The following is a 14,307-nucleotide window of genomic DNA, read 5'->3' on the forward strand; positions in this document are numbered from 1 at the left end:
GCCACAATGGTCTGATGCTGGGAGTCATCGGCGGCAGCGGCTTCTACACGTTCTTCGGCCCCGACGCGCGCACCATCAACCTGGACACGCCCTACGGCGCGCCGAGCGCACCGATCACGGTCGGCACCGTCGGCGCGCACGAGGTCGCGTTCCTGCCGCGGCACGGGATCAAGCACGAGTACTCGCCGCACACCGTGCCCTACCGCGCCAACATGTGGGCGCTGCGGGCGTTGGGTGTCCGGCGCATCTTCGGGCCGTGCGCGGTCGGCAGCCTCACCTCGGAGCTCGGCCCGGGTTCGATGGTGGTGCCCGATCAGCTCGTCGACCGCACGTCCGGGCGCGAGGCCACCTACTTCGATTCGGGCGGCATCCACGTCGCGTTCGCCGACCCGTACTGTCCGACGCTGCGCGCCGCGGTGACCGAGCTGCCCGATGTGGTCGACGGCGGCACCATGGTGGTGGTGCAGGGCCCGCGGTTCTCCACGCGCGCCGAGAGCCAGTGGTACGCGCGTCAGGGCTTCACCCTGGTCAACATGACCGGTTACCCGGAGGCGGTGCTGGCCCGCGAACTCGAAATGTGTTATGCCGCAATTGCTTTGGTGACCGATCTGGACGCCGGCATCGATGCGGGGTCGGCGGTGCGGGCGGTCGACGTGTTCGCCGAGTTCGAACGCAACCTGGTGCCGTTCAAGAAGCTGGTGCACGAGGCTGTGGAAAACGTTGAGTCGGAGCGCACCTGTACCCACTGCCTGGCCCACGAAGGCGTCGAGCTGCCCTTCGAGTTGCCGTGAGAGTTCTGCTGACCGGCGCGGCGGGCTTCATCGGAGCCCGGGTTTCCGAGGCGCTATGCGACGCCGGCCACGACGTCGTCGCCGTCGACGCGATGCTGGCGACCGCGCACGGTCCCGGCGCCGAACCGCCGCCCGAGTGCCGCGTCGTCGACATCCGCGACGCCGCCGCGCTCGCCCCGTTGCTCAAGGGCATCGACGTGGTGTGCCACCAGGCCGCGGTGGTGGGCGCCGGCGTCAACGCCGCCGACGCGCCGTCGTATGCCGGCCACAACGACTACGCCACCGCGGTATTGCTCGCCGAGATGTTCGCCGCCGGATGCCAGCGGCTGGTGCTGGCGTCGTCGATGGTGGTGTACGGGCAGGGCCGCTACGACTGCGCCGAGCACGGGCTGGTGGACCCGCTGCCGCGCACCCGCGCCGACTTGGACGCCGGGATATTCGAGCACCGCTGTCCGATCTGCGGGGCGGCGGTGAGCTGGCGCCTGGTGCCCGAGGACGCCCCGCTGCGGCCCCGCAGCCTGTACGCGGCCAGCAAGACCGCGCAGGAGCACTACGCTTGCGCCTGGAGTGATGCGGTCGGAGGCGCCGTGATGGCGCTGCGCTATCACAACGTCTACGGGCCCTACATGCCGCGCGACACGCCGTATTCGGGGGTGGCGGCGATCTTCCGCTCGGAACTGGAATCGGGCGACGTGCCAAGGGTTTTCGAAGACGGTCGGCAAATGCGTGACTTCGTCCACGTCGACGACGTCGCCGCCGCCAACGTCGCGGCGCTGGAGGCATCGGTGGAGGGCTTCGCGGCGTTCAACGTCTGCTCCGGACGGCCGATCTCGATCCTCGAAGTGGCCACCGAACTGTGCGAAGCTCGCGGTGACGCGCCGCCCGTCGTCACCGGCCAGTACCGCAGCGGCGACGTCCGCCACATCGTCGCCGACCCCGCGCGGGCTGCCGAGGTGCTGGGCTTTCGGGCGGCGGTCGACCCGCGTGACGGGTTGCGCGAGTTCGCCTTCGCACCGCTTCGGGCCTGAAGTGCGCCGTCCTGTGCGACTGGCCGTTATCGTCACGCTGGTGGCGTCCGGATTGTTCGCGGGGCTGTGGTCACAGCAGCGACGGCTGATCTACTTCCCGTCGCCGGGTCCGGTGCCGTCGGCGGCGGCGGTGCTGCCGGGCGGGCGTGACGTCGTGCTCGAGACGGCCGACGGAATCCGGTTGGGCGCCTGGTATTTTCCCGGCTCACGCGGTCCAGCGGTGCTGGTGTGCAACGGCAATGCGGGGGATCGGTCGATGCGGGCCGAGCTGGCCGTCGCGCTGAATCGTGCGGGCCTGCCCGTGATGTTGTTCGATTATCGCGGCTACGGCGGCAACCCGGGCCGCCCGACCGAAGAGGGCCTGGCCGCCGACGCGCGGGCCGCGCGGGCGTGGCTGGCCGCGCAGCCGGGCGTCGAGCGCGTCGCCTATTTCGGTGAGTCGCTGGGCGCGGCGGTCGCGGTGGGCCTGGCCGTCGAGCACCCGCCGGCCGCGCTGGTGTTGCGCTCACCGTTCACGTCGCTGGCCGACGTCGCCGCCGTGCACTACCCGTTTCTGCCGGCGCGGCGGCTGCTGCTGGACCGCTACCCGTCGATCGACCGGATCGGGTCGGTGCACGCACCGGTGCTGGTGATCGCCGGCGACCGCGACGACATCGTGCCGCCGCGGCTGAGCAGGCGGCTCTACGAAGCGGCCGCCGAGCCCAAGCGGTGGCTGCTGATTCCGGGTGCCGGTCACAACGATCCGGAGCTTCTTGACGGCCGGCACTTGGTCGACGCGGTGCTGCGCTTTGTCGGGGAGGCAGGCGCGCCCGGTCAGTGAAACGCTCGCCGGAGTATCACGGGTGACGCTGTTTCGCCGGTTCTCGAATAGTGATGCGCTGTTGAGTGCGGTGATCTTGCGGGACGCTCAGCGAGTGATCGCGCAGTTCGATACGGCGCTGCCGCAGTCGGGACCTCTGGAGGACAGGTTTGTCGAAGGAGTCGTCACGGCGGCACGAATGTTGAGCTCTGACACGCTCATCGCCCGACTAATCGAAACCGACCCCGAAGACGTGCTGCCGCTGCTGACGACACAGGCGGAGGACTTTCTGGCGCTGAGCCGGACATATGTGGCCGCGGTACTGACTGATTCGCGGGAGCAGGGCATGGCGATCGACGGAGACCTGGAATCGCTTGCCGAGGTGCTCGTACGGCTAGCGCATTCGTTGATGCTCAGCCGATCGGAGCTGCTTCTCGACGAGCGGCGACTGTCTGCTTTCGCGCGGTCCAACCTGTTGCCAATGCTGGCCGGTTCTGCCGGTGGCTAGCGCGGAACATCCCCGCCGACAACGTATTTCATGGAAGGTTCTGTTATGCGCGTCAAGATTCCAGCACGGCCAGGACTGCGGCAAGACGAGGGCTTCTTCGGGTCAGACTCGGTCGCCTGGCAGATTGTTGGACCGAGTGCGCCATGTATGGCATGCCTCGTTCGGTGCCACGAATTGCGCTGACACGCGCGGCCGGACGTCTACGCGCAAGGATCGCTGCGCTGGCTCCGTTCCGGGACGGCATCGAGACCTACTACGGCCAGCGGATCCATGAGTTGATGAACGAGGCGCGAGACATCGCGAAGAACCGCACCCGAGCCGTTGCGGCCGCATGAACCTCGAATTGGGTCAGTCTTCGTCACCGTCAACCCGTAGGCGCCGAACGTGCAGCCAGTGCGAAGAAGCGTCGAAAGTTTCGCGGCTACTCCACGCTCGGCCAGCTCGGACCATACTGGTGGCGTGAAACCAGCGATCTGTCAGCAGTTCGGTATCGATTTCCCGCTGTTCGCGTTCAGCCACTGCCGCGACGTCGTCGCCGCGGTGACCAACGCCGGGGGATTCGGCGTGTTGGGGGCGACGGCGTTCACCCCCGAGCAGCTGGACAAGGAGCTGTCCTGGATCGACGAGCAGGTCGGCGGCAAGCCGTACGGCGCCGACATCATCGTGCCGGCGAAATTCGAGGGCAAGGGCGAGAAGTTGTCCCGCGGCGAGCTGGCCGACCGCATCCCGTCGAGCTATCGCGAGTTCGTCGCGCAGCTGCTCGCCGAACACGACATCGAACCTGAAGAGAAGCCGCGCACCGGGCCGTCGTTCCTGTCCGGCGACACCGGAGCGGATCTGCTCGAGGTGGCGATGAGCCACCCGATCAAGTTGATCGCCAACGCATTAGGGGTGCCACCGGACTACATGATCGAGGCCGGACGCAAACACGGCGTGCCGGTCGCCGCGCTGGTCGGCGCCAAGGAGCACGCCGTCAAACAGGTGCAGGCCGGGGTGGACCTGATCGTCGCGCAGGGCACCGAGGCCGGTGGGCACTGCGGCGAGGTGACCACGATGGTGCTCATCCCCGAAGTGATCGAAGCCATCGAGGGGGCAGTGCCGGTGCTGGCCGCCGGCGGCATCGTCACCGGCCGGCAGATGGCCGCGGCCGTCGCGATGGGCGCCGACGGGGCATGGACCGGATCGGTGTGGCTCACGACCGAGGAGGCCGAGACCGCACCGCACACGGTGCAGAAGATGCTGGCGGCGACGTCGCGCGACACCGTGCGCTCGGCGGGCCGTACCGGCAAGCCGGCGCGGCAACTCCGATCGGAGTGGACGGACGCGTGGCAGCCCAACGAGGGCGGACAGCGGCCGCTGCCGCTGCCGTTGCAGTCGATGCTCTCCGAGCCGGTGATCCGCCGCGTCGACGTGCTCGCCGCGCAGGGGCATCCCGGCGCGCAGGCGCTCGCGACGTATTTCGTCGGCCAAGGCGTCGGCCTGATGAACAAGGTCAAGCCCGCCCGCGAGGTGGTGCGCGAGTTCATCGAGGACTACTTGGCCGCGACGGAGCGGCTGAGCAACTCGCTGCCGGACTGACTCTTGACTCGGTACCTGGGTACCGGGTTCATGCTGGTGACATGAGAACCAGCGAGGTCGCCGCTGCGGCGCAGGTCAATACCCAGACCTTGCGCTATTACGAGCGCCGTGGCTTATTGCCCCAACCCGACCGGACCCCGTCGGGCTATCGCGAATACACCGCCGATGCGGTGCGCCTGGTGCGCTTCGTCAAACGCGCCCAACAACTCGGATTCACCCTCGACGATATCGAGGAACTGTTGCATCTCGCCGGCGGTGGCCCGGCCTCGTGCGAGACGGCCAAGACGATGGCGCGTACCCGGATCGCAGACCTCGACCGACGCATCGAGGAACTCGTTGGAATGCGCGACGCACTCGTCCGGCTGGTCGAGACATGTGATCGACCGTGGGCCGAGCGAGACTGCCCGATCCTACGGGACATCGAAACGGTCTCTGTCACAACAACTCTCGCCGGGAGGTGATCCATCGTGCGGATCGAGTTACTCGCATCGCCTGGCTGCCCCCATGCGGCGGCCGCAAAGGAGATCGTCGCCGACTGCCTGGCCACGTTGGGGATTGACGAGCCGATCGTCGAGCGCGTCGGTCGCTATCCCTCGCCGACGGTGCTTGTCGACGGCGTCGATGTTATGCGTCTGGGGCGTGCAACACCGACCGGCGACGCGTGTCGGCTGGATCTGCCCACGCGCGAACGAGTTCTGAACGCCTTGCGTGTCGCGCGGGGACGGAGCTTGATGCATACCACAGTACGACTGCTCGCCCACGGTAGACCGGTGACGCTGACCGAACTCGCCGACGCGGTAGGCGCTGATGCGGTGGATCTGGCCAATGCACCCGCAGGTTACGACATCGAGTACGACGACGAGCACCGCATCGTCGGTTGGGGTCTCACCCTGATTCCGACGCCGCACAACTTCATCGTCGACGGCCGTCGTCTCTACACCTGGTGCGCAGCGGACACCCTGCTGTTCCCGCCGATCATCGGCAAGCCCGCACGGATCGAATCACGCTGTCCCGCAACCGATACCGTTATAAGCTTGACGGTCGACCCACAGGCCGGCGTCACCGACCTATCGCCGGCCACCGCGATGATCTCGATTCCCGACTCCCGGGATTTGGACGCGACACGGGTGCGCACAACCTGTTGCAACTCAGGCCGCTTCTTCGCGAACGCCGAAGTTACCGCAGATTGGCTCGCCAGTTATCCGACCGGAACGGTGTTGCCCGTTGCCGACGCGTATCCGCGATTGCGGCCACTCGGCGATTGGCTGGTCGGCTAAGCCTTACTCCGCGGTCCAGCGGATTTGCGGTGGCTTCACGCGGGCGCATACAGGATGACCCTTGGCGTCGGTGCGGCCGAGGCTGCCGACGAGCAGGCCGGACGCCACCGCGGACTCGAGCACATCGCCTGGCACGTCGGCGAGCATCAGCTTCGCCCGGCGAAACATGGTGAAGTGGCCGGCATCGTCGACGGCGCCCCAGCTCAGGTAGATGAATCGCCCACCCGGCGGCCCCTGAATTTAAGGGCCGCGCACGTCCGCGCCATCGACCGGGGCGTCGCCGGCATGCAGATCGAGAAGTTCGTCCGGACGGTTCTTGCGCTGCACCCCGACGTGGATGTTGGAATACCCCGCAAAGTCGCCGCCTGCGCCGCAGTAGCGGCCGGGCAGCTGCGTCCCGACGATCCGGATTTGCATCTAGGCATCCTTGCAGCCCCGCCGGCTCCCCTCCGCGAGCGCACGGTTGTTGTACACAAACGTCGAGTAGACCCGCAACCAACCGTACTTTCGGCGATAGCGTCGAGGTATGCCCGACGTCACGGTGGTGCTGCCCTGCCTCAACGAGGCCGCCTCGCTGCCCGGCGTGTTGGCCGCGATACCGCACGGGTATACGCCGCTGGTGGTCGACAACAACAGCACCGATGACACCGCGGCCGTCGCGCGCCGCCACGGCGCCGAGGTGGTGGTCGAGCCGCGGCCGGGTTACGGCTCCGCGGTGCATGCCGGTGTATTGGCGGCGACGACGCCGATCGTGGCGGTCATCGACGCCGACGGCTCGCTGGATCCGCGTGAGCTGCCCGCCCTGGTCGATGAGCTCGACCACGCCGACCTGGTAATCGGGCGGCGACGGCCCGTCAAGGGTCTGCGCTGGCCGTGGCATGCTCGGCTGGGCACCGCGGCGGTGTGCTGGCGGCTGCGCACCCGCTACGGCCTTCTCGTGCATGACATCGCCCCGATGCGCGTCGCCCGCCGGCAGGCGTTGCTCGATCTGGGCGTCACCGACCGCCGATCGGGCTATCCGTTGGAGCTGTTGGTGCGCGCGGCGCAAGCGGGTTGGCGGGTGGTGGAGCGCGACGTCACCTACGGCCCGCGCACCGGTGGCAGGTCGAAAGTCAGTGGCTCGCTGCGGGGGAGTGTCCATGCGGCGCTGGACTTTTGGCGGGTGATCCGGTGATACCGGTGACGGTGCTGGTGGTGGCGAAGGCGCCGGTGCCCGGACACGCGAAGACGCGACTGGCGGCCCGCATCGGCGAGCAGGCCGCCGCCGACATCGCCGCCGCCGCGCTGCTGGACACGCTCGACGCGGTCGCCGCCGCGCCGGTTCAGTCGCGCGTGGTGGCGTTGTCGGGTCAGCTCGACGACGCCGTCGGCCGTGCCGAAATCGAAGAGCGCCTAACGGATTTCACCGTCATCCCACAGCGCGGGCACAGCTTCGCCGAGCGGCTGGCCAACGCGCACGTCGACGCCGCCGGCGACGGGGTTCCGGTCCTGCAGATCGGGATGGACACCCCACAGGTGACCGCCGGCCTGCTCGCCGAGTGCGCGGCAGCGCTGCGCAACAACGACGCTGTGCTGGGCATGGCGTACGACGGCGGCTGGTGGGTGCTCGGCGTCACGGATCCGGCGATGGCCGAATGCCTGCGCGCGATCCCCATGTCGCAGTCCGACACCGGCGCAAGAACGCTCAAAGCCTTACAGCACAACGGTGTACAGGTTCAGTTGGTGGAAGAGCTGGCCGATGTCGACACCGCCGACGACATCGACACCGTCAGACGTGCCTGCCCGCCGCACAGCCGCTTCGCCCGGCTCACCAGTTCGTCAGGATGAAGTGGTTCAGCAGCAGCGCGCCGACGACGTTGACACCTAGCCAGAAGCGGTGCGATCGCAGCGGCAACAGGGCCGCGGCCGCGGGCAACCAGATGGTGAACGGCAGCCAGATGCGTTCGGTCTCCGCCTTGCTGAGCATCGACAAGTCCGCGCAGACGATCGCCAGCAGCGCGCCGATCACCAGCAGGTAAAGACCGGGCTCCCGACGGATCGCGGCGACATCGAAGATCCGGCCGATGCCGGCCACGCTGCCCAGTCCGATCGCGCACACCACCGACGCCAGGTTCGCCCACGCCCAGTACTGGAATGGCCGGTCGTTGGCGATGCCCTGCCAATAGCGTTCCTGCACAAGGGTGTAGCCGTCGAACCACCAGAAACCCGCCGACGCGAACAGCGCGACAATCGCCAGCGCCACCGCGGCGGCCGGCAGCAACGCCCGCATCGCCGTCCGCCAGTCCGCGGCAGTGATGAGGACGGCCAGCGCCAGCCATGCCATCAACACCAACCCGTAGTTGAGGAAGATGCCCCACCCCAGCAGCAGACCCGCACCCGCGGCGGCCAGCCAGGGCGCCCGCACTGTTCGTCGAGTCGCCAACGCCAACAACGCGATACCCCACGCCGCCACACCGGCGAAGTAGCCGTCCGCCGAGACCGCAATCCAGATCGCCGTCGGCGCCACCGCGACGAACGGCGCCGCCAGTCGCGCGGTGTGCTCGTCGGCGACCGCCCGCACCGCCACGATGATCGCGGCCGCCGCGCTGGAACCCACCAGCAGACAAAGCAATCCGGCCCAGGCGCCGCCGCCCAAGCCGATGCGGTCCAGCCAGACGAAGGTCAGCAGCGCGCCGGGCGGATGCCCGGACACGTGAGTGATCCACGAATCCGGCTGGTAATCAAGGATTCTACTAGCGAACGTGCGCACCGCTTCGGGGATGTCGGTGACCGTCGGCACCTGGCGGAGGTACTCGTGGCGGGCCGTCAGCCGGCCGGCGAAACCGCGCTGCCAGCCGTCGATCATCGCCAGCGAGAAGGCCCACGCGCACGCCGTCGCCCAGGTCGCCAGCGTCAACGCCCGCCACGGCAGCCGCTGGGCCAATGACGGCCCCCACAGCACCGCCGCGGCGCCGATGACGATCGCCGGGACGGTGCCCCAGCCGACGTGGGCGTTCCACCAGCCGAAGATCGGGGCGGTGTCGGCGAAGCTGTAGAGCCGGCCGGGGCTGGCATTGATCAGCGGTGTGACGATGCCGAGGTCCAGGTACGGCACCACGAACGCGGCTACCACCAGCACGACACCGACGGCGACCGCCACCGTCTCCCGGCGACCCACACCCATGATCGACACCTTATTGGAGGGACGGGCACCGGCCGCCCAGTTGGTCTAGACCAACTGGCAAGAAGTTGTTCACGTTGGGTTTCACTCGTCGGTACCTCGCGGTCTGCACCGGGCATCAAGGTGTGCGTGTGCCGAACCCGAACTCGCCCATCAAAACCCGTGTCCTGAGTCTGGCCGCCGCGCTCACCGGATTGGCCCTGGTGCTATCCGCCTGCTCCGGCTCCGACTCCGATTCGCAGGCCACGAATGATCAGGGCTTTCCCGAAACCATCACGCTTGCCGCCATCCCCGCCGAGAACTCGACGGATCTCAAGGCCAGCTACGACCCACTGATCAAGTTGCTGGAGAAGGAAACTGGGGCGACGGTCGAGTTCGTCCAGGCCTCCGACTACGCCGGCGTGGTCGAGGGGATGATCGCCAACAACGTCGACCTGGCGTTCTTCGGACCGTTCGCCTATGTCGTCGCCGGCCTCAACGGTGCCAAGCTGACCCCGCTGGGCGCCGTCATCGGCGAAAAGGGGGAGCGGCCCGGCTACCAGTCCTATGGGCTGGCCCGCTCGGACAACGCCGCGGTCAACAGCCTGCGTGACTTCGCCGGCAAGAAGGTGTGTTTCGTCGACCCGGGCTCGACGTCGGGCTTTTTGTACCCCACCGCGGGCCTCATCGAGGCCGGGGTGATCAAGTCGGGCTCCGAGGCCGACATCTCCGCGGCGATGACACCCATCTACGCGGGCGGCCACGACGCCTCCGCGCTGGCCATCGCCAACGGTGACTGTGACGCCGGCTTCGCGTTCGACACCATGGTGGACAAGACCATGATCGAGAAGGGCGACCTCAAACCCGGCCAGCTCAAGACCGTGTGGAAGTCGGAGACGATCGCGGGTTCGGTGTTCGCCGCGAACAATTCGCTGGGCCCCGAAGCCATCGACACGCTCAAGACGATCCTTACCACCAAGGCCAACGCCGAGGAACTCGAGCGCGCCGGCTTCTGCGAGGGCGACGGCTGCTTGATCACCGATGAGCGCGCCTGGGGTGTGGTCGAGGTTTCGGACTCCGACTACGACGGCGTGCGGCACGTGTGTGACGTCACCGGCTCCGAGAAGTGCAAGGCCTGATGTGAGCGCCGTCGCGGGAGACGACCTCGTCGTCCTGGCCAGCAACGTCACCAAGCGATTCGGCAACACCCTCGCTCTCGACGACGTCTCCCTCGAGGTCTACCGCAGCGAGATGGTTGTGCTGCTGGGACTTTCGGGGTCGGGCAAATCCACGCTGCTGCGCTGCCTGAACGGATTGCACCCGGTGAGTTCGGGCACGGTAGAGGTCGGCGGCACCCGGGTGGATCAGGCGTCCAGTACCGAACTTCGGGCGCTGCGCCGCAACGTGGGTTTCGTGTTCCAGCACTTCAACCTGGTCGGCCGGCTGAGCTGTCTGGAGAACGTCCTGATCGGCGGACTGGGCCGGTTGAAGCTGCCGCGCTACGGGGCGCTGACGTACCCCAAAAGGATGCGCGCAGAAGCGATCAAACACCTCGACCGGGTCGGTCTGGCCGACTTCGCCGAGCGGCGCGCCGACACGCTCTCAGGCGGCCAACAGCAGCGGGTGGCCATCGCCCGCACGCTCATGCAACAGCCGGGTCTGCTGCTCGCCGACGAGCCTGTCGCCTCGCTGGATCCCGAAAACGCAGGCGTGGTCATGGATCTGCTGTTTCGGGTGTGCATCGAAGAGAAGCTCACCGTGGTCTGCACGCTGCACCAGGTGGATCTGGCGCTGGGCTGGGCGCACCGGCTGATCGGCCTGCGCAACGGCCAGAAAGTGCTGGATCGGCCAGCCGTCGGGCTGACGCGCGACGACGTGATGGGCATCTATCAACGCGTCGACCCCGCCGCCGCGGAATCGGCGAGCCGGACGACGTTGTAATGAACACCAGCCTGGCCGAACGTCCTTCGGGCACCCCACCGGTCCAGCGCAAACCCCCGCGGCCCGACCTGCTGCATCTGGTGATGGTGGGCGCCGTGATCGCCACGCTGGTGTCGGCGTGGGCGATCGACTTCGCGCCGACGACCCTGCTCAACGGGCTCGACGAGGTGGCCGCGCTGCTGGAACGCATGGTGCCGCCCCGCCTGGACGATCCCGGCCGCATCGGGGTGCTGGCGATCGAAACGCTGTTGATGGCCGTGCTGGGCACCGTACTGGCCGCGATCGCGTCGGTGCCGTTGGCGTTCATGGCCGCCCGCAACACCACGCCGCATCCGGCCGTGTATGCCGTTGCGCGCGCCGTCATCACGTTCTGCCGGGCGATGCCCGACCTGCTGTTCGCGGTGCTGTTCGTGCGGGCGCTGGGAATCGGTGTGCTGCCGGGCATCCTGGCGTTGGCGTTGCACTCCATCGGCATGCTCGGCAAGCTGTTCGCCGACGCCATCGAGCAGACCGATCCGGGCCCGCGAGAGGCCGTGCGCAGCACGGGCGTCGGCTACTTCCGTGAGATGCTCAATGCCGTCGTGCCCCAGGTGATTCCCTCGTGGATCGGCACCTTTGTCTACCGCATCGACATCAACCTGCGGATGTCGGTGGTACTCGGGTTCGTCGGGGCCGGCGGCATCGGTTTCGCCCTGCAGGACGCGCTGCGCGGGCTGATCTATCCCCGTGCCCTCGGCATCGTCCTGGTGATCCTGGTCATCATCGCCGCGATGGAACTGGTCGCGATCGGAGTGCGTCGAATGCTGCTCAGCCCGACGCAATCCGACCCCCGCCGCGACCGGATAGCACGAATCATGTTCTCCGGCAGCATCATTGCCCTGACCATCGCCGCGTTCATCGCGCTGAGGATCAACCCATGGTCGCTGGTGACGTGGGTGGGCCCGTCCGTCGAGGTGTTCGCGCGGATGATCCCGCCGAACTTCGGCGCGCTCGGCGGTGCGTTGTTCGATGCCGCCGCGCAGACCGTGGCCATTGGCGTGGTATCGACCGCTATCGGCGTCGTGCTCTCGATCCCCGTCGGAATCCTGGCTGCCCGCAACATCACTCCGCATGTGTGGGTCTACTGGCTGGCACGGGGATGGATTCTGCTGGTGCGGGCGGTGCCCGAACTGATCCTCGCGGTCGTATTCGTCGCCGCCCTGGGCCTGGGGCCGATCGCGGGCACCTGCGCACTGGCGATCGGTTCGGTGGGTTTTCTGGCCAAGCTTGTCGCCGACGCCGTCGAGGAGATCGATCCCGGGCCGCTGGAGGCGGTGCACGCCGTGGGCGGCGGATGGTGGAAAACGTTGTTCTCCGCGGTGATTCCGCAGGCGATGCCCGCGATGGTGGGCTCGAGCCTGTACCTGTTCGACGTCAACGTGCGCACGTCGACGATCCTGGGCATCGTCGGCGCCGGCGGCATCGGGTATCTGTTGTTCGAGTCGATCCGCACGCTCAACTTTGACGTCGCCGGTGCGATCGTGATCGTCATCTTCGTCATCGTGTACGCCATCGAAAGGCTGTCGGGGTGGATTCGGTCGCGCCTCGTGTGACCCGCGCGGCGGTCTGGACCGGTGACGGCGTCGACGTTCGCAAGGTCGACATCCCGGAACTCGGGGAGGGGGACACCCTCGCACGGGTGCGGTTGGCGACGGTGTGCGGTAGTGATCTGCACACCGTCGCGGGCAAGCGCCCGTCCCCGTGCCCGTCGATCCTGGGGCACGAGGCGGTCGGCGAAATCGTCGCCGGGGCAGGCGAAGTCGGTCAGCGCATCGTCTGGTCGGTCACGGTGACGTGCGGGCGATGTCTGCGCTGTCGGTCAGGTTTGACGGCCAAGTGCACGTCGGTGCGCAAGGTCGGTCATGAACCGTTCGACGGGTCCTGGGCGCTGTCCGGCTCGTACGCGCAACACATCGTGCTGCCGCGCGGTACGGCGATCGTCGGGGTGCCGAACCAGATGTCTGACGCGGTGGCCGCGCCCGCGGCGTGTGCGACCGCGACGGTGATGGCGGCGCTCGAGGCGGCGGGTCCGGTCGCGCGCCGGCGGGTGTTGATCGTGGGTGCCGGAATGCTGGGTGTGACGGCCGCGGCGGCCTGCGCGCGCGCCGGCGCAAAGGTTCAGATCAGCGACCTCGACCCGCATCGGCTGGCACTGGCCCAGCGCTTCGGCGGCGTGCCCGACACCGGTGGCACTGTGGACACGGCGATCGACTTCTCCGGGGCGTCCGCGGCGATCAGCGCGGCGCTGCAGCGGCTCGACGTCGGCGGCGTGCTGGTGCTGGCCGGATCGGTGCTCCCCGCGCCGCCTGTACCTGTGGACCCGGAAAGCATTGTGCGCAAGTGGATCACGATCACCGGCGTGCACAACTACGAGCCACGGCATCTGGAGGCCGCGGTCGACTTTCTCAGCGAGACACTGACCGCCTACCCGTGGTCGGCACTGGTGTCCGAGCCCGTCGCGCTCGAGGATATCGCCGACGTACTCGCACCGCCCGCACCGGGCAGGCTTCGCGCGTCCGTGACCCCGTAGCGCTAGTAGAGCATCGAGCGCATGCTGTCTTCGGTGTAATAGGCGTCTAGCTCGGCCTGGCTCAGATCGGGTTTGAACGACTTCGCGAGCTGCGCCACGCTGGGCACCGCGGTCGGATTCCACGTCTCGGGCTTCCAGGCGTCCGACCGCAGAAAAGCCTTGGCGCAGTGGAAGAATACCTCTTCGACGTCGATCTCCAGCGCGAGCAGCGGCCGCTTGCCCTTGACCGCCATCGAGTCGAAATAGTCGGCTTCGGCCAGGATCCGGGCCGAACCGTTGACGCGCAGGGTGTCGCCGCGGCCGGGAATGACGAACAGCGTGCCGACGCGCGGTCGCTGCAGCACGTTCAGATAGCCGTCGACGCGCTTGTTGCCCGGCCGTTCCGGGATGGCGATCGTGGTGTCGTCGATGACGCGCACGAATCCCGGCGGGTCGCCCTTCGGGGACACGTCGAGGTGGCCGTCCGCGTCGGTGGTGGCCACGAAACACAGCGGCGAGTTCGCCAGCCAGTCCTGGTGGATCGCGGACAGCCGCTTGCTCACCTTGTTGGCGACGTAGGAATTCGGGTGGCCGACGATGTCGCGGAGCTCATCGACCGACGTGACTTCACGGCGCATGGCTTCATCATGCCTGCCCGCCGCGCAGAATTCGGGGCCACGTGTGCATCATCACGAACA

General features: G+C 67.9%; 16 protein-coding genes and 1 pseudogene. 14 read left to right on the forward strand and 3 right to left on the reverse strand.

All coding sequences use genetic code 11. The annotated features are described in order from the left end of the window. The first annotated feature begins 11 nt into the window (after positions 1-11). The 8 genes from CWS39_RS17350 to merB all read left to right on the forward strand — a co-directional run bounded on the left by CWS39_RS17350 (position 12) and on the right by merB (position 5,981). The gene (locus CWS39_RS17350) at positions 12-791 is read left to right on the forward strand and encodes an S-methyl-5'-thioadenosine phosphorylase (RefSeq protein ID WP_199178175.1); all 780 of its coding nucleotides are present in this window, start codon (positions 12-14) and stop codon (positions 789-791) included. Further along, the gene (locus CWS39_RS17355; protein ID WP_102144174.1) at positions 788-1,819 is read left to right on the forward strand and encodes an NAD-dependent epimerase/dehydratase family protein; all 1,032 of its coding nucleotides are present in this window, start codon (positions 788-790) and stop codon (positions 1,817-1,819) included. Before CWS39_RS17350 ends, CWS39_RS17355 begins: the two co-directional genes overlap by 4 nt. A 1-nt stretch (position 1,820) precedes the next feature. Beyond that, entirely contained in the window at positions 1,821-2,639 is an 819-nt protein-coding gene (locus CWS39_RS17360; protein WP_102144175.1) for an alpha/beta hydrolase, read from the forward strand. Positions 2,640-2,733: 94 nt separating this feature from the next. After that, complete coding sequence (locus CWS39_RS17365; RefSeq protein WP_158240352.1) at positions 2,734-3,126, forward strand: hypothetical protein; 393 nt, start codon at positions 2,734-2,736, stop codon at positions 3,124-3,126. 152 nt (positions 3,127-3,278) lie between these two features. Then, positions 3,279-3,461 (forward strand): hypothetical protein, encoded by a 183-nt coding sequence (locus CWS39_RS17370; RefSeq protein WP_142386864.1) that lies wholly within the window; start codon positions 3,279-3,281, stop codon positions 3,459-3,461. Positions 3,462-3,585: 124 nt separating this feature from the next. Beyond that, complete coding sequence (locus tag CWS39_RS17375; protein ID WP_102144178.1) at positions 3,586-4,704, forward strand: NAD(P)H-dependent flavin oxidoreductase; 1,119 nt, start codon at positions 3,586-3,588, stop codon at positions 4,702-4,704. A 41-nt stretch (positions 4,705-4,745) separates the two neighbouring features. Then, complete coding sequence (locus tag CWS39_RS17380) at positions 4,746-5,165, forward strand: MerR family transcriptional regulator (RefSeq protein ID WP_102144179.1); 420 nt, start codon at positions 4,746-4,748, stop codon at positions 5,163-5,165. Between the two features lie 6 nt (positions 5,166-5,171). Then, complete coding sequence (merB, locus tag CWS39_RS17385; RefSeq protein ID WP_199178165.1) at positions 5,172-5,981, forward strand: organomercurial lyase MerB; 810 nt, start codon at positions 5,172-5,174, stop codon at positions 5,979-5,981. Positions 5,982-5,984: 3 nt separating this feature from the next. Here merB and CWS39_RS17390 read toward each other — a convergent pair. Next, positions 5,985-6,398, reverse strand: a pseudogene (locus CWS39_RS17390) (DUF5990 family protein). Positions 6,399-6,507: 109 nt separating this feature from the next. Here CWS39_RS17390 and CWS39_RS17395 point away from each other — a divergent pair. After that, positions 6,508-7,155 (forward strand): glycosyltransferase family 2 protein, encoded by a 648-nt coding sequence (locus tag CWS39_RS17395; RefSeq protein WP_102144180.1) that lies wholly within the window; start codon positions 6,508-6,510, stop codon positions 7,153-7,155. Further along, entirely contained in the window at positions 7,152-7,808 is a 657-nt protein-coding gene (locus CWS39_RS17400; protein WP_102144181.1) for a TIGR04282 family arsenosugar biosynthesis glycosyltransferase, read from the forward strand. Before CWS39_RS17395 ends, CWS39_RS17400 begins: the two co-directional genes overlap by 4 nt. Here CWS39_RS17400 and CWS39_RS17405 read toward each other — a convergent pair. After that, the gene (locus CWS39_RS17405) at positions 7,789-9,144 is read right to left on the reverse strand and encodes a hypothetical protein (RefSeq protein WP_102144182.1); all 1,356 of its coding nucleotides are present in this window, start codon (positions 9,142-9,144) and stop codon (positions 7,789-7,791) included. The genes CWS39_RS17400 and CWS39_RS17405 overlap by 20 nt on opposite strands. A 149-nt stretch (positions 9,145-9,293) precedes the next feature. Between CWS39_RS17405 and CWS39_RS17410 the strand changes: the two genes are divergently transcribed. The 4 genes from CWS39_RS17410 to CWS39_RS17425 are packed head-to-tail and all read left to right on the forward strand — an operon-like array spanning position 9,294 to position 13,630. After that, positions 9,294-10,259, forward strand: coding sequence for a phosphate/phosphite/phosphonate ABC transporter substrate-binding protein (locus CWS39_RS17410; protein ID WP_102144219.1), 966 nt, complete (start codon positions 9,294-9,296; stop codon positions 10,257-10,259). Position 10,260: 1 nt separating this feature from the next. Further along, a complete protein-coding gene (phnC, locus tag CWS39_RS17415) occupies positions 10,261-11,061 on the forward strand; it encodes a phosphonate ABC transporter ATP-binding protein (protein ID WP_102144183.1) in 801 nt (266 codons plus the stop codon). Then, positions 11,061-12,653 carry a phosphonate ABC transporter, permease protein PhnE gene (gene phnE / locus CWS39_RS17420; RefSeq protein WP_102144184.1) on the forward strand — a complete coding sequence of 531 codons (1,593 nt, stop codon included), beginning with the start codon at positions 11,061-11,063 and terminating at the stop codon, positions 12,651-12,653. Before phnC ends, phnE begins: the two co-directional genes overlap by 1 nt. Beyond that, on the forward strand, positions 12,629-13,630 hold the full coding sequence (locus CWS39_RS17425; protein ID WP_102144185.1) for a zinc-binding dehydrogenase: 1,002 nt from the start codon (positions 12,629-12,631) through the stop codon (positions 13,628-13,630). The genes phnE and CWS39_RS17425 overlap by 25 nt, the downstream gene beginning before the upstream one ends. A gap of 2 nt (positions 13,631-13,632) precedes the next feature. On the opposite strand, the gene CWS39_RS17430 is transcribed toward CWS39_RS17425, so the two are convergent. Then, the gene (locus tag CWS39_RS17430; protein ID WP_102144186.1) at positions 13,633-14,247 is read right to left on the reverse strand and encodes a pyridoxamine 5'-phosphate oxidase family protein; all 615 of its coding nucleotides are present in this window, start codon (positions 14,245-14,247) and stop codon (positions 13,633-13,635) included. Positions 14,248-14,307: the final 60 nt, after the last annotated feature.

The sequence above is a fragment of the Mycobacterium hubeiense genome (assembly GCF_002838065.1).
GTDB lineage: Bacteria > Actinomycetota > Actinomycetes > Mycobacteriales > Mycobacteriaceae > Mycobacterium > Mycobacterium hubeiense.